Annotated in this window: 19 protein-coding genes and 2 tRNA genes; 20 read left to right on the top strand and 1 reads right to left on the bottom strand. The window is 58.0% G+C overall.

The window, feature by feature from the left end; all coding sequences use genetic code 11:
* The first annotated feature begins 5 nt into the window (after positions 1–5).
* The 5 genes from dapB to ACX3YF_RS02910 all read left to right on the top strand — a co-directional run bounded on the left by dapB (position 6) and on the right by ACX3YF_RS02910 (position 6,466).
* Positions 6–812, top strand: coding sequence for a 4-hydroxy-tetrahydrodipicolinate reductase (gene dapB / locus ACX3YF_RS02930; RefSeq protein WP_047537484.1), 807 nt, complete (start codon positions 6–8; stop codon positions 810–812).
* Between the two features lie 259 nt (positions 813–1,071).
* Complete coding sequence (gene carA, locus ACX3YF_RS02925) at positions 1,072–2,208, top strand: glutamine-hydrolyzing carbamoyl-phosphate synthase small subunit (protein WP_103404035.1); 1,137 nt, start codon at positions 1,072–1,074, stop codon at positions 2,206–2,208.
* 118 nt (positions 2,209–2,326) lie between these two features.
* Positions 2,327–5,548, top strand: coding sequence for a carbamoyl-phosphate synthase large subunit (gene carB, locus ACX3YF_RS02920; protein WP_130203903.1), 3,222 nt, complete (start codon positions 2,327–2,329; stop codon positions 5,546–5,548).
* A 2-nt stretch (positions 5,549–5,550) separates the two neighbouring features.
* Positions 5,551–6,027, top strand: coding sequence for a transcription elongation factor GreA (gene greA / locus ACX3YF_RS02915; protein ID WP_130204036.1), 477 nt, complete (start codon positions 5,551–5,553; stop codon positions 6,025–6,027).
* A gap of 34 nt (positions 6,028–6,061) precedes the next feature.
* Positions 6,062–6,466: an MFS transporter gene (locus tag ACX3YF_RS02910; protein WP_458973374.1), complete on the top strand. Its 405-nt coding sequence runs from the start codon at positions 6,062–6,064 to the stop codon at positions 6,464–6,466.
* A gap of 9 nt (positions 6,467–6,475) precedes the next feature.
* On the opposite strand, the gene ACX3YF_RS02905 is transcribed toward ACX3YF_RS02910, so the two are convergent.
* Complete coding sequence (locus tag ACX3YF_RS02905) at positions 6,476–6,784, bottom strand: YhbY family RNA-binding protein (RefSeq protein WP_007942889.1); 309 nt, start codon at positions 6,782–6,784, stop codon at positions 6,476–6,478.
* Between the two features lie 101 nt (positions 6,785–6,885).
* Here ACX3YF_RS02905 and rlmE point away from each other — a divergent pair, with 101 nt between their 5' ends.
* From rlmE to pnp, 15 genes are all read left to right on the top strand, one after another.
* Complete coding sequence (gene rlmE / locus ACX3YF_RS02900; protein ID WP_033058124.1) at positions 6,886–7,515, top strand: 23S rRNA (uridine(2552)-2'-O)-methyltransferase RlmE; 630 nt, start codon at positions 6,886–6,888, stop codon at positions 7,513–7,515.
* 201 nt (positions 7,516–7,716) lie between these two features.
* A complete protein-coding gene (gene ftsH / locus ACX3YF_RS02895) occupies positions 7,717–9,627 on the top strand; it encodes an ATP-dependent zinc metalloprotease FtsH (protein ID WP_090315927.1) in 1,911 nt (636 codons plus the stop codon).
* An 8-nt stretch (positions 9,628–9,635) separates the two neighbouring features.
* Positions 9,636–10,487, top strand: a complete 852-nt coding sequence (gene folP, locus ACX3YF_RS02890; RefSeq protein ID WP_130203905.1) for a dihydropteroate synthase — start codon at positions 9,636–9,638, stop codon at positions 10,485–10,487.
* A gap of 16 nt (positions 10,488–10,503) precedes the next feature.
* Positions 10,504–11,841, top strand: a complete 1,338-nt coding sequence (glmM, locus tag ACX3YF_RS02885; RefSeq protein ID WP_130203906.1) for a phosphoglucosamine mutase — start codon at positions 10,504–10,506, stop codon at positions 11,839–11,841.
* Positions 11,842–11,907: 66 nt separating this feature from the next.
* Positions 11,908–12,663 carry a triose-phosphate isomerase gene (tpiA, locus tag ACX3YF_RS02880; RefSeq protein WP_130203907.1) on the top strand — a complete coding sequence of 252 codons (756 nt, stop codon included), beginning with the start codon at positions 11,908–11,910 and terminating at the stop codon, positions 12,661–12,663.
* Between the two features lie 4 nt (positions 12,664–12,667).
* Positions 12,668–13,051 carry a preprotein translocase subunit SecG gene (gene secG / locus ACX3YF_RS02875; protein WP_017336473.1) on the top strand — a complete coding sequence of 128 codons (384 nt, stop codon included), beginning with the start codon at positions 12,668–12,670 and terminating at the stop codon, positions 13,049–13,051.
* 22 nt (positions 13,052–13,073) lie between these two features.
* Positions 13,074–13,159, top strand: a tRNA-Leu gene (locus ACX3YF_RS02870).
* Between the two features lie 97 nt (positions 13,160–13,256).
* A tRNA-Met gene (locus ACX3YF_RS02865) sits at positions 13,257–13,333 on the top strand.
* Positions 13,334–13,472: 139 nt separating this feature from the next.
* Positions 13,473–13,931 (top strand): ribosome maturation factor RimP, encoded by a 459-nt coding sequence (gene rimP / locus ACX3YF_RS02860; protein ID WP_149972091.1) that lies wholly within the window; start codon positions 13,473–13,475, stop codon positions 13,929–13,931.
* 47 nt (positions 13,932–13,978) lie between these two features.
* Positions 13,979–15,460, top strand: coding sequence for a transcription termination factor NusA (gene nusA, locus ACX3YF_RS02855; protein WP_047537517.1), 1,482 nt, complete (start codon positions 13,979–13,981; stop codon positions 15,458–15,460).
* Positions 15,461–15,487: 27 nt separating this feature from the next.
* Positions 15,488–18,013 carry a translation initiation factor IF-2 gene (gene infB, locus ACX3YF_RS02850; RefSeq protein ID WP_448645795.1) on the top strand — a complete coding sequence of 842 codons (2,526 nt, stop codon included), beginning with the start codon at positions 15,488–15,490 and terminating at the stop codon, positions 18,011–18,013.
* Positions 18,014–18,172: 159 nt separating this feature from the next.
* A complete protein-coding gene (gene rbfA / locus ACX3YF_RS02845; RefSeq protein ID WP_007973108.1) occupies positions 18,173–18,574 on the top strand; it encodes a 30S ribosome-binding factor RbfA in 402 nt (133 codons plus the stop codon).
* A 3-nt stretch (positions 18,575–18,577) separates the two neighbouring features.
* Positions 18,578–19,495, top strand: coding sequence for a tRNA pseudouridine(55) synthase TruB (truB, locus tag ACX3YF_RS02840; protein ID WP_047537524.1), 918 nt, complete (start codon positions 18,578–18,580; stop codon positions 19,493–19,495).
* A 117-nt stretch (positions 19,496–19,612) separates the two neighbouring features.
* The gene (gene rpsO / locus ACX3YF_RS02835; protein ID WP_046820615.1) at positions 19,613–19,882 is read left to right on the top strand and encodes a 30S ribosomal protein S15; all 270 of its coding nucleotides are present in this window, start codon (positions 19,613–19,615) and stop codon (positions 19,880–19,882) included.
* A 212-nt stretch (positions 19,883–20,094) separates the two neighbouring features.
* Entirely contained in the window at positions 20,095–22,200 is a 2,106-nt protein-coding gene (gene pnp / locus ACX3YF_RS02830) for a polyribonucleotide nucleotidyltransferase (protein WP_130203909.1), read from the top strand.
* Positions 22,201–22,245: the final 45 nt, after the last annotated feature.

Raw genomic sequence — 22,245 nt, 5'->3', positions numbered from 1 at the left:
TCGTCATGCGACGTATAGCTGTGATGGGCGCTGCCGGGCGCATGGGCAAGATTCTGGTCGAGGCGGTGCAGCAGCGCGCGCCGCTCACCGGTCTGACCGCGGCCATCGTTCGCCCCGGCAGTACGCTGATTGGCGTGGATGCCGGTGAGCTGGCTTCGCTGGGGCGTATCGGCGTGCCGTTGTCCGGTAACCTGGATGCGGTAGCGGATGAGTTCGACGTATTGATCGACTTCACCCTGCCGGAAGTCATGCTGAAAAACCTGGCGTTCTGCCGCAAGGCAGGTAAAGCCATGGTGATCGGCACGACGGGGTTGGACGCTGCGCAAAAGCAGTTGCTGGCCGAGGCCGGTAAAGACATCCCGATCGTGTTCGCTGCGAACTTCAGCGTGGGTGTGAACCTGTCGCTGAAGTTGCTGGATATGGCGGCTCGCGTATTGGGCGATGAGGCGGATATCGAAATCATCGAGGCTCACCACCGGCACAAAATCGACGCGCCTTCAGGCACGGCGTTGCGCATGGGTGAGGTCATTGCCAGTGCTCTTGATCGCGACCTGCAGAAGGTTGCCGTCTATGGTCGCGAGGGCCACACCGGTGCGCGCGAGCGCGAGACCATCGGTTTTGCCACTGTTCGTGGTGGTGATGTGGTGGGTGATCATACCGTGCTGTTTGCCTGTGAAGGAGAGCGCCTGGAGATCACTCACAAGGCGTCCAGTCGCATGACCTTCGCCAAGGGTGCGGTGCGTGCTGCATTGTGGCTGGAGGGGCGTGAGCCTGGTCTTTACGACATGCAAGACGTGCTCGATCTGCGTTAAAATGTTGTTTAAACCGGGCTTGAGTCATGTGCTTGAGTCCGGTTTTACACCGCCAAGCGACGTCCTGTCGCATTCTCTGGCCTTTCGGGCTCATTGGCGGTAGACCAAAAATGCCTTTTTCTGTAAGCTACAGCTTTAGTGTGTCCACTAAAAGCGCGCAGAATAATTCAGTGAAGAAGCGGGGTGACGTGTCCATACGTCACTCCGCTTTTTTACAACCTGCGATCGCCCTTTCAGGCTTTATTTACGGGAGGTCTTCTTGACTAAGCCAGCCATACTCGCCCTTGCTGATGGCAGCATTTTTCGCGGCGAAGCCATTGGAGCCGACGGTCAAACCGTTGGTGAGGTGGTGTTCAACACCGCAATGACCGGCTATCAGGAAATCCTTACCGATCCTTCCTACGCCCAACAGATCGTTACCCTGACTTACCCGCACATCGGCAACACCGGCACCACGCCGGAAGACGCCGAGTCCAACCGCGTTTGGTCCGCTGGCCTGGTCATCCGTGACCTGCCACTGGTTGCGAGCAACTGGCGTAGCACCATGCCTCTGTCCGACTACCTGAAAGCCAACAACGTTGTGGCAATCGCCGGTATCGACACTCGTCGCCTGACCCGCATCCTGCGTGAAAAAGGCGCACAGAACGGCTGCATCATGGCCGGTGACAACATTTCCGAAGAGGCCGCCATCGCCGCCGCCCGGGGCTTCCCAGGCCTGAAAGGCATGGACCTGGCGAAAGTCGTCAGCACCACAGAGAATTACGAGTGGCGTTCGACTGTCTGGGACCTGAAAACCGACAGCCATGCCACCATCGAAGCCTCCGAGCTGCCGTATCACGTGGTCGCCTACGACTACGGCGTCAAGTTGAACATCCTGCGCATGTTGGTCGAGCGCGGCTGCCGAGTTACTGTGGTGCCGGCCCAAACGCCAGCGGCTGACGTGCTCGCTCTGAAGCCGGACGGCGTATTCCTGTCCAACGGCCCTGGCGATCCGGAGCCTTGCGACTATGCGATCCAGGCGATCAAGGATGTGCTGGAAACCGAGATTCCGGTGTTCGGCATCTGCCTTGGTCACCAGTTGCTGGCCCTGGCCTCCGGCGCCAAGACCCTGAAAATGGGTCATGGTCACCACGGTGCCAACCACCCGGTCCAGGATCTGGACACCGGCGTGGTGATGATTACCAGCCAGAACCACGGTTTTGCCGTAGACGAAGCCACCCTGCCGGCCAACGTTCGTGCGACCCACAAATCGCTGTTCGACGGCACCCTGCAAGGGATCGAGCGTACCGACAAGAGCGCCTTCAGCTTCCAGGGTCACCCTGAAGCCAGCCCTGGCCCGAACGACGTAGCGCCTTTGTTTGATCGCTTCATCAACGAGATGGCCAAGCGACGCTGATCGCTCGCCCTGATGTTGCAAAGCTTGAGGGTGGTCCCGATACCGGCGGCCCCCTCAAGTCTTCAGAGATTGAACAAGACGGCTTGCCGACTGACCTGCGGATTTGAGTGACAAACCCATGCCAAAACGTACAGACATTAAAAGCATCCTGATTCTCGGCGCTGGCCCGATCGTGATCGGCCAGGCCTGCGAATTCGACTACTCCGGCGCCCAGGCCTGCAAGGCCCTGCGCGAAGAGGGTTACCGCGTCATCCTGGTGAACTCCAACCCGGCCACCATCATGACTGACCCGGCCATGGCCGACGCTACCTACATCGAACCGATCAAGTGGCAGACCGTTGCCAAGATCATCGAGAAAGAGCGTCCGGACGCGCTGCTGCCAACCATGGGCGGCCAGACCGCCCTGAACTGCGCCCTGGACCTGGAGCGCGAAGGCGTTCTGGAGAAGTTCGGCGTTGAGATGATCGGTGCCAACGCCGACACCATCGACAAGGCTGAAGATCGCTCGCGTTTCGACAAGGCCATGAAATCTATCGGCCTGGCGTGCCCACGCTCCGGTATCGCTCACAGCATGGAAGAGGCCAACGCGGTCCTCGAGAAGCTTGGCTTCCCGTGCATCATTCGTCCGTCCTTCACCATGGGCGGCACCGGCGGCGGTATCGCTTACAACCGTGAAGAATTCGAAGAAATCTGCGCCCGTGGTCTGGACCTGTCGCCGACCAAAGAGCTGCTGATCGACGAATCCCTGATCGGCTGGAAAGAATACGAAATGGAGGTTGTCCGCGATAAGAAGGACAACTGCATCATCGTCTGCTCCATCGAAAACTTCGACCCGATGGGCGTGCACACCGGTGACTCGATCACCGTGGCGCCTGCACAGACCCTGACCGACAAGGAATACCAGATCCTGCGTAACGCCTCCCTGGCGGTACTGCGCGAGATCGGCGTTGAAACAGGTGGTTCGAACGTTCAGTTCGGCATCTGCCCGAACACTGGCCGCATGGTCGTGATCGAGATGAACCCGCGTGTATCGCGTTCCTCGGCGCTGGCGTCGAAAGCCACTGGTTTCCCGATCGCCAAGGTCGCGGCCAAACTGGCTGTGGGCTACACCCTCGACGAGCTGTCGAACGACATCACTGGCGGCAAGACCCCGGCGTCCTTCGAACCGTCCATCGACTACGTCGTCACCAAGCTGCCACGCTTCGCCTTCGAGAAGTTCTCCAAGGCTGACGCGCGCCTGACCACTCAAATGAAGTCGGTCGGTGAAGTGATGGCCATCGGCCGTACCTTCCAGGAATCCCTGCAGAAAGCACTGCGCGGCCTGGAAGTCGGTGTTTGCGGTCTGGACGAGAAAGTCGACCTGGCCAACCCGGAAAGCATGAGCGTGCTCAAGCGCGAGCTGACCGTGCCGGGCGCCGAGCGTATCTGGTACGTGGCGGACGCCATGCGCGCCGGCATGAGTGTTGAAGACATCTTCGGCATGACCATGATCGACCCTTGGTTCCTGGTGCAGATGGAAGACCTGATCAAGGAAGAAGAGAAGGTCAAGACCCTGGGCCTGACCAGCATCGACCGCGACCTGATGTTCCGCCTCAAGCGCAAAGGCTTCTCCGATCAGCGTCTGGCCAAGCTGCTGGGTGTGACCGAGAAGAGCCTGCGTGCCCATCGCCACAAGCTTGAAGTGTTCCCGGTCTACAAGCGCGTCGACACCTGCGCCGCCGAGTTCGCTACCGACACTGCTTATCTGTACTCGACGTACGAAGAAGAGTGCGAAGCCGCGCCATCGGGTCGCGACAAGATCATGATCCTGGGTGGTGGTCCGAACCGTATCGGCCAGGGCATCGAGTTCGACTACTGCTGCGTACACGCGGCGCTGGCTCTGCGCGATGACGGGTACGAGACCATCATGGTCAACTGCAACCCGGAAACCGTTTCTACCGACTACGACACTTCCGATCGCCTGTACTTCGAACCAGTGACCCTGGAAGACGTGCTGGAAATCGTCCGCGTCGAGAAGCCGAAAGGCGTGATCGTCCAGTACGGCGGCCAGACCCCGCTGAAGCTGGCACGTGCCCTCGAAGCCGCAGGCGTGCCGATCATCGGCACCAGCCCTGATGCCATCGACCGTGCCGAAGACCGTGAGCGCTTCCAGCAAATGGTTCAGCGCCTGAACCTGCGTCAGCCGCCAAACGCTACCGTGCGCAGCGAAGACGAAGCGATCCGTGCAGCTGCCAAGATCGGCTACCCGCTGGTGGTGCGCCCGTCCTACGTACTGGGCGGTCGTGCGATGGAAATCGTTTACGAAGAAGAAGAGCTCAAGCGCTACCTGCGTGAAGCGGTTCAAGTGTCCAACGACAGCCCGGTGCTGCTGGACCACTTCCTCAACTGCGCCATCGAAATGGACGTTGATGCTGTCTGTGACGGCAAAGACGTGGTGATCGGCGCAATCATGCAGCACATCGAGCAGGCTGGCGTTCACTCCGGTGACTCCGCATGTTCGCTGCCGCCGTACTCGCTGCCTGCGCATATCCAGGACGAGATGCGCGAACAGGTCAAGAAAATGGCCCTGGAGCTGGGTGTGGTCGGCCTGATGAACGTACAGTTGGCGCTGCAGGGCGACGACATCTACGTGATTGAAGTCAACCCGCGTGCTTCGCGTACCGTTCCTTTCGTATCCAAGTGCATCGGTGTTTCCCTGGCCATGATCGCGGCCCGCGTCATGGCCGGTAAAACCCTGAAGGAAATCGGTTTCACCAAGGAAATCATTCCTAACTTCTACAGCGTGAAAGAGGCGGTGTTCCCATTCGCCAAGTTCCCTGGCGTTGACCCGATTCTCGGCCCTGAGATGAAGTCCACCGGTGAAGTGATGGGCGTGGGCGATACCTTCGGCGAAGCGTTTGCCAAAGCCCAGATGGGTGCCAGTGAAGTGCTGCCGACCGGCGGTACTGCGTTTATCAGTGTGCGCGACGACGACAAGCCACTGGTTGCAGGCGTGGCCCGTGATCTGATCAACTTGGGCTTCGAAGTGGTCGCTACCGCCGGTACTGCCAAGCTGATCGAAGCCGCAGGCCTGAAAGTGCGCCGCGTGAACAAGGTGACCGAGGGTCGTCCGCACGTGGTCGACATGATCAAGAATGACGAAGTCACCTTGATCATCAACACCACTGAAGGTCGTCAATCGATCGCTGACTCCTACTCCATTCGTCGCAACGCCCTGCAGCACAAGATTTACTGCACCACGACCATTGCTGCTGGCGAAGCGATCTGCGAAGCGCTGAAGTTCGGTCCCGAGAAGACCGTACGTCGCTTGCAGGATCTACACGCAGGATTGAAGGCATGAGCATAACGAAGTACCCCATGACCGTTCAGGGCGCTCGCGCCCTGGAAGAAGAACATGCTCACCTGACCAAGGTCGTTCGTCCGAAGCTCAGCCAGGACATCGGTACGGCCCGTGAGTTGGGTGACTTGAAGGAAAACGCCGAATACCACGCTGCTCGCGAGCAGCAGGGTATGGTTGAGGCGCGGATCCGTGACATCGAAGGCCGCATGCAAAACGCCGTGGTGATTGATGTCACGACCATTACCCACACCGGCAAGGTGATTTTCGGCACGACCGTGGAGATCGCTAACGTCGAGACGGATGAAAGCGTGACCTACCAGATCGTTGGTGAGGACGAGGCAGACATCAAGCTCGGCAAGATCTCCGTCGGTTCGCCCATCGCCCGCGCCTTGATCGCCAAGGAAGAGGGTGACGTGGTCGCGGTCAAAACGCCGAGTGGCGTTATCGAGTACGAGATTGTCGAAGTTCGCCACATCTGAAAGTAAAAGCAGGCGCCTGCTTCGTGCGGGCGCAATGCTTTGGCAGCTGACTCAGATGTTGTGGGTTGGCGGCCTGTGGTTGTTGCACATCGGTCTGCTGCCGGTGCTGGGGCTGATTGGCCTGGCACCGCTGTTGATCGACGAAATTGCAGGCACCCTGAATGCACTGTTGGTGGGGTTTACCACAGTGTGTCTGGTTTTCCAGGCTTTGGTGCTGATTCAGGCCGAGGGTCGTGCCAGTCTATGGCGCGATATTCGTGGCCAGCTGTTGCTGGTGGGGTTGTTTGCCTGCGCGATGTACTTCGCGGTGCGTGTCGGGTGGCCCGATGCGGAGCGTTGGCAGGTGTTCAGTTATCTTGTCCTGGGCTTTTCTGGACTGGTGCTGGTCATGCAGCCGGTGCCTGGATGGAGTGGCAGGGTGCGCGAAGCACACCCTTGACCCTTGCCGTCACTTGAAGCGATGGACGTTCGACAGCTGTTTGTTGACGCTGAAGTTCTTGCGGTAAATCAGTGCCATCTTGCCGATGACCTGAACCAGGTCCGCCTTGCCGACCTTGCACAGTTCTGCAATGGATGCCAGGCGCGATTCGCGATCGAGGATGTTGAGCTTGATTTTGATCAGTTCGTGATCCGCCAAAGCGCGTTCAAGTTCGGCTAACACACCTTCAGTCAAACCGTTGTCAGCCACAATCAAAACCGGTTTCAGATGGTGGCCAATGGATTTGTACTGTTTCTTCTGCTCTTGAGTGAGCGGCATAATCTGACCCTTTCGTCTGGATTCTGTAAAATGGCGGCCATTTTACCCGAGGGTTCGTGGATCCGCCCAATTAATCACGACCCTTATCATCGAGGTGCCCAATGGCGCGTTCCAAGACAAGCCTTGGTTGGCTGAAAAGACATGTCAATGACCCCTATGTGAAGCAGGCGCAGAAGGATGGCTACCGCTCGCGTGCGAGTTACAAGCTTCTGGAGGTCCAGGAGAAATACAAGCTGATCCGTCCGGGCATGAGCGTTGTCGACCTGGGTGCGGCGCCCGGTGGCTGGTCGCAGGTCACTAGCCGGCTGATTGGGGGGCAGGGGCGTCTGATCGCCTCGGACATCCTGGAAATGGACAGCATTCCGGACGTGACTTTCATCCAGGGTGACTTTACTCAGGACGAAGTGCTCGCTCGTATCCTTGAAGCCGTGGGTAATTCGCAGGTGGACCTTGTGATTTCCGATATGGCCCCCAATATGAGTGGTACGCCTGCCGTAGATATGCCCAAAGCCATGTTTCTTTGCGAGCTGGCTCTTGATCTGGCTGCCCGGATACTCAAGCCGGGTGGTAATTTCGTGATCAAGGTTTTTCAGGGGGAAGGGTTTGATGCTTACGTAAAGGACGCTCGTCAGAAATTCGACAAGGTCCAGATGATCAAGCCGGACTCGTCCCGTGGCAGTTCCCGTGAGCAGTACATGCTGGCTTGGGGCTACCGCGGTCGGAGTGAATAAAGCGAGGTTTTTTTGCAGGGCAATAGGATTTTCGTATTTCGCCCTGTGAGAAATAACGAATATTGTGTAGGAAGAGTTTCACAAAGGGTTACAGACGGCGCCTGCCAAGTTGTAGGTAATGTAGTAAGTTAGGCCGGTGAATATCATGCGAAGCGCGCGCCATCAGCGGCGCTTGCTTCAGAGGGTAGTTAATTGAACGATATGGCAAAGAATCTGATCCTGTGGTTGATCATCGCGGCTGTCCTGGTGACGGTGATGAACAACTTCTCCAGCCCTAACGAGCCGCAGACCCTCAACTATTCCGACTTCATCCAGCAGGTCAAGGATGGCAAGGTCGAGCGCGTAGCGGTTGATGGCTACGTGATTACCGGCAAGCGCAACGATGGCGACAGCTTCAAGACCATTCGTCCGGCGATCCAGGATAATGGCTTGATCGGCGATCTGGTGGATAATCACGTCGTGGTCGAAGGCAAGCAGCCTGAACAGCAAAGCATCTGGACTCAACTCCTCGTCGCCAGCTTCCCGATCCTGGTGATCATTGCCGTGTTCATGTTCTTCATGCGCCAGATGCAGGGCGGCGCCGGAGGCAAGGGCGGGCCGATGAGCTTTGGCAAGAGCAAGGCGCGCCTGCTCTCCGAAGATCAGGTGAAAACCACGTTGGCTGACGTTGCCGGTTGCGACGAAGCCAAGGAAGAAGTGGGTGAACTGGTCGAGTTCCTTCGTGATCCGGGCAAGTTCCAGCGTCTGGGCGGTCGCATTCCCCGCGGCGTGCTGATGGTTGGTCCTCCGGGTACCGGTAAAACCTTGCTGGCCAAGGCGATTGCTGGCGAAGCCAAGGTGCCGTTCTTCACCATCTCCGGTTCTGACTTCGTCGAAATGTTCGTCGGCGTGGGTGCCAGCCGCGTTCGCGATATGTTCGAACAGGCCAAGAAACATGCGCCATGCATTATCTTCATCGATGAAATCGACGCCGTCGGTCGTCACCGTGGTGCCGGCATGGGCGGCGGTCACGACGAGCGCGAGCAGACTCTCAACCAGTTGCTGGTAGAGATGGACGGCTTCGAAATGAACGATGGCATCATCGTGATTGCGGCCACCAACCGTCCAGACGTACTGGACCCCGCACTGCTGCGTCCGGGCCGTTTTGACCGTCAGGTTGTAGTGGGTCTGCCGGATATCCGTGGTCGCGAACAGATTCTCAAGGTCCACATGCGCAAAGTGCCAATGGGTGACGACGTTGCTCCGGCTGTTATCGCTCGTGGTACCCCAGGTTTCTCCGGTGCTGACCTGGCCAACCTGGTCAACGAGGCATCGTTGTTCGCCGCGCGTGCCGGCAAGCGCATTGTCGAGATGAAGGAATTCGAACTGGCCAAAGACAAGATCATGATGGGTGCCGAGCGCAAATCCATGGTCATGTCCGAGAAAGAAAAGCAGAACACGGCTTACCATGAGGCGGGTCACGCCATTGTTGGTCGCGTCGTGCCTGAGCATGATCCGGTGTACAAGGTATCGATCATCCCGCGTGGTCGTGCGCTGGGTGTGACCATGTTCCTGCCGGAAGAAGATCGCTACAGCCTGTCCAAGCGAGCGCTGATCAGCCAGATCTGCTCGCTGTACGGCGGTCGTATTGCTGAAGAAATGACGCTGGGCTTCGATGGTGTGACCACCGGTGCTTCCAACGACATCATGCGCGCCAGTCAGATTGCGCGGAACATGGTGACCAAGTGGGGGCTTTCGGAGAAACTTGGACCATTGATGTACGCCGAAGAAGAAGGTGAGGTTTTCCTTGGTCGTGGCGGCGGTGGTCAGAATGCAAGTTTCTCCGGCGAAACGGCCAAGCTGATCGACTCCGAAGTACGCAGCATTATTGATCAATGCTACGGCACGGCTAAGCAGATCCTGACGGACAACCGTGACAAGCTCGATGCCATGGCTGATGCTCTGATGAAGTACGAGACGATCGATGCTGATCAGATCGATGACATCATGGCGGGTCGTACGCCTCGCGAACCTCGCGATTGGTCGGGTGGCACGGGTACTTCCGGAACCCCTCCGGTGGTGCAGGATGAGCGTCCGGAAACACCGATTGGCGGTCCGGCTGCTGACGTTTAAGGTTTGAAATGACTTCTGTTCAGTCCTCGACCCGGTTGCCTTGCGGCAACCGGGTTCTTGATTTGGCCCAGACTCATGTCATGGGCATTCTCAATGTCACTCCCGATTCTTTCTCCGACGGTGGTCAATACAGCCAGCTCGACGCAGCGTTGCGCCATGCCGAAGCCATGGTGGCGGCTGGCGCGACCCTGATCGATGTGGGCGGTGAGTCCACGCGACCAGGTGCCAGGGTGGTTTCACCGCTGGAAGAGCTGGAGCGTGTAGCGCCGGTCGTCGAGCGGATCAGCCGTGAACTGGATGTGATCATCTCGGTGGATACCTCCACGCCAGCCGTCATGCGCGAGACCGCGCGACTGGGGGCCGGGTTGATCAATGACGTTCGGGCGCTGCGCCGGGAAGGCGCGCTGGATGCGGCGGCGGCAACCGGGTTGCCAGTCTGTCTGATGCATATGCTCGGCGAGCCGGGCGACATGCAGGACAATCCGCAATACCGGGACGTTACGAAGGAAGTGGGCGAGTTTCTTGCTGAGCGCATGGTTCGGTGCGCGGCTGCTGGGATTGGCGCCGATCGGATCATTCTCGATCCTGGCTTCGGCTTCGCAAAAAACTTGCAACACAATCTGAGCTTGTTCAAGCATATGGAAGCCTTGCATGCCTTGGGGCGCCCCCTGTTGGTCGGGGTTTCACGAAAGAGCATGATCGGGCAAGCATTGAATCGCCCCGTGGGTGAGCGCTTGTTCGGCAGTCTTGCCCTTGCGGCGCTGGCTTCGCATAAGGGTGCGCGTATATTGCGCGTCCATGATGTAGCAGAAACTATCGATGTGGTGAGGATGATCGCCGCAGTGGAATCAGCCGAATAAGAGTTATGGAGAGCTTATGACTAGGAAATACTTTGGTACTGACGGCATTCGTGGTCGAGTCGGTGAATACCCGATTACTCCTGATTTCATGCTCAAACTCGGCTGGGCCGCGGGCATGGCGTTTCGCAAGATGGGCGCCTGCAAGGTGCTTGTCGGCAAGGACACCCGCATTTCCGGTTATATGTTTGAGTCGGCGCTTGAGGCCGGGCTTACCTCGGCCGGCGCCGATGTAATGCTGTTGGGGCCGATGCCAACGCCGGCCATCGCTTACCTGACGCGCACCTTTCATGCTGAGGCCGGGATTGTGATCAGTGCTTCGCATAATCCTCACGATGACAACGGCATCAAGTTCTTCTCCGGAAAGGGTACCAAGCTGCCGGATGAAGTCGAGCTGATGATCGAGGAGCTGCTGGACACGCCGATGACCGTGGTTGAGTCGAGCAAGATCGGCAAGGTCACGCGAATCAACGATGCGTCGGGTCGTTATATCGAGTTCTGCAAGAGCAGCGTGCCGACTGGCACCAGCTTCGCCGGGATGAAAATCGTCATCGACTGTGCCCATGGTGCGACTTACAAGGTAGCGCCTAGCGTGTTCCGTGAGCTGGGCGCCGATGTCGTTGTTCTTTCCGCGCAGCCCAATGGTTTAAACATCAATGACAATTGTGGTTCGACCCATATGGGGCAACTGCAGGCTGCCGTTCTTGCCGAGCATGCTGATCTTGGGATCGCGTTCGATGGTGATGGTGACCGTGTTCTGATGGTCGATCACACGGGTGCCATCGTCGATGGGGATGAGCTGTTGTACATCATTGCTCGCGATTTGCATGAGCGCGACAAGCTGCAAGGCGGTGTGGTCGGTACCCTGATGAGTAACCTGGGGCTGGAGCTGGCTCTGGCGGACCTGGCGATTCCTTTTGTTCGTGCCAATGTTGGTGACCGTTATGTGATTGCTGACCTGCTGGAGCGCAACTGGCTGGTAGGTGGCGAGAACTCGGGGCATATCGTTTGCTTCAATTACACCACTACGGGTGATGCGATCGTTGCTGCATTGCAGGTTCTGATGGCGCTCAAGACGCGCTCGGAAAGTCTGGCTCAGTCTCGTCAGGCGTTGCGTAAGTGTCCGCAGGTATTGATCAATGTACGTTTCGGCGGGGGAGCGAGTCCCCTCGAGCATTCGTCGGTCAAGGAAGCCAGTGAGCGAGTGACCAAGGCCATGGCGGGTCGTGGACGCGTGCTCCTGCGCAAGTCCGGGACAGAGCCACTGGTGCGCGTCATGGTCGAAGGCGAAGACGAAACTCAGGTTCGCGGCTACGCCGAAGAGCTGGCAAAACTGGTTACTGAAGTTTCTGTCTGAATTCGGCTTGCCAGCCATGATTGTGTTGGGTAACATCTGCGCCCACTTTGACCGACGAGGTACAGCATGCGTCGCCCTATGGTAGCTGGTAACTGGAAGATGCACGGTACCCGCGCCAGCGTCGCTGAGCTGATCAAAGGCCTTCGTGATCTGGCCTTGCCGAGCGGTGTTGATGTTGCGGTATTCCCACCTTTTCTGCATATCAATCAAGTGATTGATGGCTTGGAAGGAAAGCCGATTTCGATTGGCGCGCAGAACTCTGCGGTGGAATCGATGCAGGGTGCGTTGACAGGTGAGATTGCGCCGAGTCAGTTGGTGGATGCAGGTTGTTCCCTGGTGCTTGTCGGGCACTCCGAACGCCGCCAGGTACTCGGCGAGCAGGACGGAATGCTGATTCGCAAGTTTGCGGCGGCACAGGCGTGTGGCTTGATCCCGGTGTTGTGTATAGGGGAGACCCTTGAGCAGCGCGAAGCCGGGAAGACTCTCGAGGTTGTCTCGCGTCAGCTTGGCAGTATCATTGAGGAGTTGGGCGTCGGTGCTTTTACAAGCGCAGTGATCGCTTACGAGCCGGTCTGGGCCATTGGCACCGGGCTGACTGCTTCGCCGCAACAAGCTCAGGATGTGCATGCAGCCATCCGTGCGCAGTTGGCGGTAGAGAATTCTGAAGTCGCGCAAGGTGTGCGGCTTCTATACGGCGGCAGCGTGAAGGCGGCCAATGCGGTCGAACTGTTCGGCATGCCGGATATCGATGGGGGGCTCATTGGTGGAGCTTCCCTGAATGCAGATGAGTTCGGTGCGATTTGTCGCGCCGCGGGAAACTGAAAAAATGCTGGAAACAGTCGTAGTCGTTTTTCATCTGCTGGGTGCATTGGGCGTAGTTGCTCTGGTATTGCTGCAGCAGGGTAAAGGTGCGGATGCTGGCGCGTCTTTCGGAGCAGGTGCTTCAAATACTGTGTTCGGAAGCCAAGGTTCCTCTACCTTTCTTAGTAAGTTTACTGCTATACTTGCCGCAGGTTTCTTCATAACCAGCTTAGGGTTAGGTTACTTTGCTAAAGAGAAAGCTCACCAGCTGACTCAAGTAGGTTTGCCAAACCCGGCAGTGTTGGAAGTTCCAAAGCAACAACCGGCTTCTGATGATGTACCGGTGCTTCAAGAGCAAAAGTCGGCTACTCCAGCGACTGACGTGCCTCCAGCTCAAGAGCAGAAGTAAGAAGGGTTTCAAACGTAGTATTGCCGAGGTGGTGGAATTGGTAGACACGCAACCTTGAGGTGGTTGTGCCCATAGGGTGTAGGGGTTCGAGTCCCCTTCTCGGTACCAATTAGTCAGGAGAGCCCGCTGTTGCGGGCTTTCTTGCAGGTGGAAGGTTACATTGACCCTGTCAGGGATCGGTCGTATACTTCCGCCCCAGCTTTGTCGCGGGGTGGAGCAGTCTGGTAGCTCGTCGGGCTCATAACCCGAAGGTCGTCGGTTCAAATCCGGCCCCCGCAACCAGTTTAAGGAGCCCCTTTTAAGGGGCTTTTTGTTAGCTGGACACTTTATAACGCCGCTGTTCGACGGCGTTTCAGGGATGGGCGTTTCGCCCATTTTTTTATTTTGCATAGCATGCATTTACATGCACGAGGGGGTTCAGGTGTCGAGCAAGCTAGAACAGTTGCAGGCCTTGTTGGCCCCGGTGGTCGTGGCCCTTGGCTATGAATGCTGGGGTATTGAGTTTTCGGCTCAAGGTCGCCACTCACTGTTGCGCGTTTATATCGATAAAGAAGGCGGTGTGCTGGTGGACGATTGTGCCATCGTCAGCCGTCAGATCAGCGGTGTCCTGGATGTTGAAGATCCGATTTCCGTTGAATACACCCTTGAGGTTTCCTCGCCTGGCATGGAACGCCCTCTGTTCACTCTTGAGCAGTTTGCAAAATTTGCCGGTGAACAAGTGAAGATCAAGCTGCGCTCGCCTTTTGAAGGTCGACGCAACTTTCAGGGCCTTCTGCGCGGTGTAGAAGAGCAGGATGTCGTGGTGCAGGTAGAAGACCATGAGTTCCTGTTGCCGATCGATATGATCGACAAGGCCAACATTATTCCCAGTTTTGACTGAGACGCGGATCCCGCGGATCCAATGGCTTGCGAAAGGCGAGGCGTACGATGAGCAAAGAAGTACTGCTGGTTGTTGAGTCGGTATCCAATGAAAAGGGCGTACCGGCAAACGTAATTTTTGAAGCGCTGGAGCTGGCCCTGGCCACTGCTACCAAAAAGCGTTTCGAGGACGAAGTTGATCTGCGTGTGGAAATCAATCGCCACACCGGTGCTTACGAGACTTTCCGTCGCTGGACGGTTGTCGAAGAAGCAGACCTTGACGATCCGGCCATCGAAACCTGGCCGAGCAAGGTTGCTGAAACGCACCCGGGTGCCAAGGTGGGTGACGTCGTCGAAGAAAAAATCGAATCGATCGAATTCGGCCGTATCGCTGCACAGACTGCCAAGCAAGTCATCGTGCAGAAAGTCCGCGAGGCCGAGCGTGCCCAGGTTGTTGACGCTTACCGCGAGCGCCTGGGTGAAATCATCTCCGGTACCGTGAAGAAAGTGACCCGCGACAACGTGATCGTCGATCTGGGTAACAACGCTGAAGCGTTGCTGGCTCGTGAAGACATCATTTCTCGCGAAACCTTCCGTGTTGGCGTGCGTCTGCGTGCGCTGCTCAAGGAAATCCGCACCGAGAACCGCGGCCCGCAGTTGATCCTGTCGCGTACCGCGCCGGAAATGCTGATCGAGTTGTTCCGCATCGAAGTGCCGGAAATCGCTGAAGGCTTGATCGAAGTGATGGCGGCTTCCCGTGACCCGGGTTCGCGCGCCAAGATCGCCGTTCGCTCGAAGGACAAACGCATCGACCCGCAGGGCGCTTGCATCGGTATGCGCGGCTCGCGCGTCCAGGCAGTGTCGGGCGAGTTGGGCGGTGAGCGTGTTGATATCGTTCTGTGGGACGACAACCCGGCTCAGTTCGTGATCAACGCCATGTCCCCGGCCGAGGTTGCGGCAATTATCGTCGACGAAGATGCCCATGCAATGGACATCGCCGTTGGCGCAGACAATCTGGCTCAGGCCATCGGTCGCGGTGGTCAGAACGTGCGTCTGGCCAGCCAATTGACTGGCTGGACCCTGAACGTGATGACCGAATCGGACATCCAGGCTAAGCAGCAAGCAGAAACCGGCGACATCCTGCGCAACTTCATCGACGAGCTGGAAGTCGACGAAGAACTGGCCCAGGTGCTGGTCGATGAAGGCTTCACCAGCCTGGAAGAGATTGCCTACGTACCGTTGGAAGAAATGCTCAACATCGACGGCTTTGACGAAGACATCGTCAACGAGCTTCGCGCTCGTGCCAAGGATCGTTTGTTGACCAAAGCCATCGCTACTGAGGAAAAGCTGGCAGACGCCCATCCGGCCGAAGACCTGCTCTCGCTTGAGGGTATGGACAAGGATTTGGCGATGGAACTGGCGGTGCGCGGCGTAATTACCCGCGAAGACCTGGCCGAGCAGTCTATTGACGACCTGCTCGACATCGACGGCATTGACGATGATCGTGCCGGCAAGTTGATCATGGCCGCCCGAGCCCACTGGTTCGAGTAATTAGGCGCGGCCTGAGGAGAGAAGTGCATGACGCAAGTCACGGTGAAACAACTGGCCGATGAGGTCAAAACACCGGTAGAGCGCCTGTTGCAGCAGATGCGTGAGGCAGGTCTGCCGCACACCGCCGCCGAAGAAAGTGTGACTGACAGTGAGAAGCAATCGTTGCTGACTCACTTGAAAAGCAGCCACAAGGCGAAAGTGGAAGAACCACGCAAGATTACGCTGCAGCGTAAAACCACCAGCACCCTGCGTGTTGCTGGCAGCAAAAGCATCAGCGTAGAAGTACGCAAGAAGAAAGTCTTCGTACAGCGCAGCCCGGAAGAAATCGAAGCCGAGCGCAAGCGTGAACTGGAAGAGCGTCGCGCAGTAGAAAATGCTGCACGTCAGAAGGCTGAAGAAGAAGCCAAGCGTCGCGCCGAAGAAGAAGCTCGTCGCCAGCCTGCTGCGCCGACCGCTCCAGCCGAACCTGTAGCAGCGCCTGCAGCAGTGGCCGAACCTGTGCGCGAAAGCGCGCCGGTCGTGGCAGCTGCTCCAGCCGCTCCTGCGGCGGACACTCGCAAGCGTGACGAACAGCGCCGTCCGGACAAGCCACGTGCCGACGATAACAATCGTCGCGGTGGTGGCGATGGTGAGCGCAAAAACGCTCCGCATCGTGCTTCGGTCAAGGAAAAAGCGCCTGCTCCACGCGTTGCCCCTCGTACTACCGACGAAGAAAGCGATGGCTTCCGTCGTGGTGGTCGCGGCAAGGCCAAGCTGAAGAAGCGCAACGCCCACGGTTTCCAGAGCCCAACCGGCCCTGTCGTGCGCGAAGTGAAGATCGGCGAGACCATCACTGTGGGCGATCTGGCCCAGCAGATGTCGGTCAAGGCTGCTGAAATCATCAAGTTCATGTTCAAGCTGGGTACTCCGGCGACCATCAACCAGGTTCTCGATCAGGAAACTGCTCAACTGGTTGCCGAGGAGCTGGGCCACAAAGTGACCCTGGTCAGCGACACCGCCCTGGAAGATTCCCTGGCCGAGTCCCTGAAGTTTGAAGGTGAAGCCGTTTCCCGTGCACCTGTCGTGACCGTCATGGGCCACGTTGACCACGGTAAGACTTCCCTGCTCGACTACATCCGTCGTGCCAAGGTTGCTGCTGGCGAAGCCGGTGGCATCACCCAGCACATCGGTGCCTACCACGTTGAAACCGACCGTGGCATGGTGACGTTCCTCGACACCCCAGGTCACGCCGCGTTTACCGCAATGCGTGCCCGTGGTGCCAAGGCGACCGACATCGTGATCCTGGTGGTTGCAGCGGACGACGGCGTAATGCCGCAAACCATCGAAGCTGTTCAGCACGCCCAGGCTGCTGGCGTTCCTCTGGTCGTTGCCGTGAACAAGATCGACAAGCCGGGCGCTGATCTCGATCGCATCCGCAGCGAATTGTCGGTACACGGCGTGACGTCGGAAGAGTGGGGCGGTGACACGCCATTCGTACCGGTCTCGGCGAAGATGGGTACCGGTGTCGACGAATTGCTCGAAGCCGTTCTGCTGCAAGCCGAAGTTCTGGAATTGACGGCTACGCCTTCGGCTCCTGGCCGTGGTGTGGTGGTTGAATCGCGTCTCGACAAGGGCCGTGGCCCGGTGGCGACCGTTCTGGTTCAGGACGGTACCTTGCGTCAAGGCGACATGGTGCTGGTCGGTTCCAACTACGGCCGCGTTCGCGCCATGCTCGACGAGAACGGCAAGGCCATCAAGGAAGCCGGTCCAGCCATCCCTGTCGAGATCCTCGGCTTGGACGGTACCCCGGATGCTGGCGACGAGATGAGCGTGGTTGCCGACGAGAAGAAAGCCCGTGAAGTGGCTCTGTTCCGTCAAGGCAAGTTCCGCGAAGTCAAACTGGCTCGTGCTCACGCAGGCAAGCTGGAAAACATCTTCGAAAGCATGGGTCAGGAAGAGAAGAAGACGCTCAACATCGTCCTCAAATCCGACGTCCGTGGTTCGCTGGAAGCGTTGAACGGTGCCTTGAACGGCCTGGGTAACGACGAAGTGCAAGTGCGCGTTGTCGGTGGCGGTGTCGGTGGTATCACCGAGTCCGACGCCAACCTGGCACTGGCCTCCAATGCTGTACTGTTCGGCTTCAACGTGCGTGCCGATGCCGGCGCTCGCAAGATCGTCGAGCAGGAAGGTCTGGATATGCGTTACTACAACGTGATCTACGACATCATCGAAGACGTCAAGAAAGCCCTTACCGGTATGCTTGGCAGCGATGTTCGCGAGAACATCCTCGGTGTGGCCGAAGTGCGTGACGTGTTCCGTTCGCCGAAGTTTGGCGCGATCGCCGGTTGCATGGTGATCGAGGGTACTGTTCACCGTAACCGTCCAATCCGTGTACTGCGCGAAGACATCGTTATCTTCGAAGGCGAGCTGGAATCCCTGCGCCGCTTCAAGGATGACGCTTCCGAAGTGCGTGCCGGCATGGAATGCGGTATTGGCGTGAAGAGCTACAACGACGTCAAAGTCGGTGACAAGATCGAAGTCTTCGAGAAGGTTCAGGTTGCTCGCAGCCTCTAACTCGCGCACTTCAAGAGCCGTGATGGGCAGCCGCATGCAAATGCACGGCGCATCACCCGGACTCTAAACGCAACGCCCGGTCTGGCTTCTGTCAGGCCGGGCGTTTGCCGCTTTCAGACCTCACGGGTTTCGCCGTGGGGCAGTAACAGGTAACAAGACATGGCAAAAGAATATAGCCGTACCCAACGTATCGGCGATCAGATGCAGCGCGAGCTGGCACAACTGATCCGTCGTGAAGTCAAAGACCCGCGCGTCGGCCTGGTCACCATTACCGCAGTGGAAGTCAGCCGTGACGTCGGTCACGCCAAGATTTTCATCACCGTGATGGGGCAGGACAGCGCCGAAGAGATTGCACAGAGCATCAAGGTGCTCAACTCCGCCGCCGGTTTCCTGCGCATGCAGTTGGCTCGCGAGATGAAGCTGCGCAGCGTTCCACAGTTGCACTTCCATTACGACGAAAGCGTTGTGCGTGGTGCGCATCTGTCGGCCTTGATCGAGCGCGCAGTGGCTGAAGACAATCAGCATCCGGTTGCGGCAGAAGCCGAAGACACCAAGGAGTAATCGGTGGCTCAGGTCAAACGTATCCGTCGTAACGTCAGCGGTATCATCCTGCTGGACAAGCCGCTGGGGTTCACCTCCAATGCGGCCTTGCAGAAGGTCCGCTGGTTGCTCAATGCCGAGAAGGCCGGACACACCGGCAGTCTCGACCCGCTGGCCACCGGCGTGTTGCCGTTGTGCTTCGGTGAGGCCACCAAGTTCTCGCAATACCTGCTTGATTCCGACAAGGGTTACGAAACCCTGGCGCAACTGGGCAAAACCACGACCACGGCGGATGCCGAGGGCGAAGTTTTGCAGGAGCGTCCTGTGACCGTTGGTCGCTCCGATATCGAAGCTGTGTTGCCGAATTTTCGTGGGCAAATCAGTCAGATACCGCCGATGTACTCGGCGCTCAAGCGTGATGGTCAGCCGCTGTACAAGCTGGCCCGTGCAGGCGAAGTAGTGGAGCGTGAACCGCGTTCTGTTACTATTACGCGCTTGGAATTGCTGGCCTTCGAAGGTGATACTGCGCGGCTGGCAGTGGATTGCAGCAAAGGCACCTATATTCGCACCCTGGTGGAGGATATTGGTGAGCAACTCGGTTGTGGCGCTTACGTGGCAGAACTGCGACGTACCCAGGCCGGGCCTTTCACGCTGGCCCAGACGGTCACCCTGGAAGAGTTGGAAGCGGTACATGCCGAAGGCGGCAACGAAGCGGTCGACCGCTTCCTGATGCCATCGGACAGCGGTCTTCTGGATTGGCCGCTTTTGCAGTTCTCGGAGCACAGCTCGTTCTACTGGCTTAACGGCCAGCCGGTACGCGCTCCGGATGCACCGAAATTCGGTATGGTACGGGTACAGGATCACAATGGTCGCTTCATCGGTATCGGTGAAGTGAGCGAAGACGGGCGCATCGCGCCGCGTCGACTGATTCGGTCAGAATGACCGGACGAGGGTGGCTGTCAACAGGCACGGTCACTACTCATTTTTAGATACAGGGATTTGTCCCTGGCCTGTTGAAACTGTTTTTCTGAAACAGTTTCCTGATAAAAGGATTGCCTCATGGCTCTCGACGTTCAAGAAAAAGCCCAAATCGTAGCTGACTACCAGCAAGCTGTTGGTGATACTGGTTCGCCAGAAGTGCAAGTTGCACTGCTGACCGCCAACATCAACAAACTGCAAGGTCACTTCAAGGCCAACGGTAAAGATCACCACTCCCGTCGTGGTCTGATCCGCATGGTAAACCAGCGTCGTAAGCTGCTGGACTACCTGAAAGGCAAAGACGTGAGCCGTTACAGCGCTCTGATCGGTCGCCTGGGTCTGCGTCGCTAATTCAGCGATTGCGCTAGAGGTTGGTTGTCTGTCGTGCATCCGCGGGTTTCCCGCTGGCACATGGCAGGCTTCCAGCCTCAAGTTTTATCTGGATATCTGCTTTGCCTGAGTCGCTGCACCCTGGACATCCCGATCGGGCCGATTCCCGACGTTGCCCAAGAATTTCGCAAGAAACCAGTTTCCCCAAGAGCCACAAAAGAAGGTAGGACACCGTGAACCCGGTCATCAAAAAATTCCAGTTCGGTCAGTCGACCGTTACCCTCGAGACTGGCCGTATCGCCCGTCAGGCCTCCGGCGCAGTATTGGTCACCGTTGACGACGACGTCAGCGTATTGGTGACCGTAGTCGGTGCCAAGCAAGCCGATCCAGGCAAGGGCTTCTTCCCTCTGTCTGTTCACTACCAGGAAAAAACTTACGCTGCCGGTAAGATCCCTGGTGGTTTCTTCAAGCGTGAAGGCCGTCCTTCCGAGAAAGAAACCCTGACTTCCCGACTGATCGACCGTCCGATCCGTCCGCTTTTCCCGGAAGGCTTCATGAACGAAGTGCAGGTAGTCTGCACCGTCGTTTCCACCAGCAAGAAGACCGATCCGGACATCGCTGCGATGATCGGTACCTCGGCTGCCCTGGCGATCTCCGGCATTCCGTTCGATGGTCCGATCGGCGCTGCCCGCGTTGCGTTCCACGAAAGCACCGGCTACCTGCTGAACCCGACTTACGAGCAGCTGGCTGCTTCGAGCCTGGACATGGTCGTTGCCGGTACTTCTGAAGCCGTTCTGATGGTTGAATCCGAAGCCAAGGAACTGACCGAAGACCAGATGCTGGGCGCCGTACTGTTCGCCCACGACGAATTCCAGGTCGTTATCCAGGCCGTCAAAGAGCTGGCCGCCGAAGCTGCCAAGCCAACCTGGAGCTGGGCTCCGCAAGCCGAAGCCACCGAGCTGCTGGGTGCCATTCGCGCCGAGTTCGGCGAAGCGATCTCCCAGGCTTACACCATCACCGTCAAGGCCGACCGTTATGCTCGCCTGGGCGAGCTGAAGGATCAGGTCGTTGCCAAGCTGTCCGGCGAAGAAGGCCAGCCTTCCGCTGCTGACGTCAAAGCCGCTTTCGGTGAAATCGAATACCGCACCGTTCGCGAAAACATCGTAAACGGCAAGCCACGTATCGACGGCCGCGACACCCGCACCGTACGTCCGCTGAACATCGAAGTTGGCGTTCTGCCGAAGACCCACGGTTCGGCGCTGTTCACCCGTGGCGAAACCCAGGCTCTGGTCGTTGCAACTCTGGGTACTGCCCGTGATGCACAACTGCTGGACACCCTGGAAGGCGAGAAAAAAGACCCGTTCATGCTGCACTACAACTTCCCTCCGTTCTCGGTGGGCGAGTGTGGTCGCATGGGTGGTGCCGGTCGTCGCGAAATCGGTCACGGCCGTCTGGCCCGTCGTTCGGTTCAGGCCATGCTGCCTGCCGCCGACGTGTTCCCGTACACCATCCGCGTTGTGTCGGAAATCACCGAGTCCAACGGTTCAAGCTCCATGGCTTCGGTCTGCGGTGCTTCCCTGGCTCTGATGGACGCTGGTGTTCCAATGAAGGCGCCGGTTGCCGGTATCGCCATGGGTCTGGTTAAAGAAGGCGAGAAATTTGCCGTCCTGACCGACATCCTGGGCGACGAAGACCACCTGGGCGACATGGACTTCAAGGTAGCCGGTACCGCCAAAGGCGTGACCGCGTTGCAGATGGACATCAAGATCAAGGGCATCACCGAAGAAATCATGGAAATCGCTCTGGGCCAAGCCCTGGAAGCGCGCCTGAACATCCTCGGTCAGATGAACCAGATCATCGGCCAGTCGCGTACCGAGCTGTCGGCCAATGCACCGACCATGATCGCGATGAAGATCGACACCGACAAAATCCGTGATGTCATCGGTAAAGGTGGCGCGACCATCCGTGCGATCTGTGAAGAGACCAAGGCTTCGATCGATATCGAAGACGACGGTTCGATCAAGATCTTCGGCGAAACCAAGGACGCCGCTGAAGCGGCACGTCAGCGCGTTCTGGGTATCACCGCGGAAGCCGAGATCGGCAAGATCTACGTCGGTAAGGTTGAGCGCATCGTCGACTTCGGCGCATTCGTCAACATCCTGCCTGGCAAGGACGGTCTGGTTCACATCTCCATGCTGAGCGACGCTCGCGTAGAGAAAGTGACCGACATCCTCAAGGAAGGTCAGGAAGTGGAAGTACTGGTACTGGACGTGGACAACCGCGGCCGCATCAAGCTGTCCATCAAGGACGTAGCAGCAGCCAAGGCTTCGGGCGTTTAATCCGCTCGCCCGCCTGACCGCTTCAACGTTGTAAAAAAGACCCCG

The organism is Pseudomonas fluorescens group sp. PF-69 (assembly GCF_054481235.1).
The sequence above is the reverse complement of the archived record's forward strand: the minus strand, read 5'-3'. Positions and strand labels throughout refer to the sequence as shown.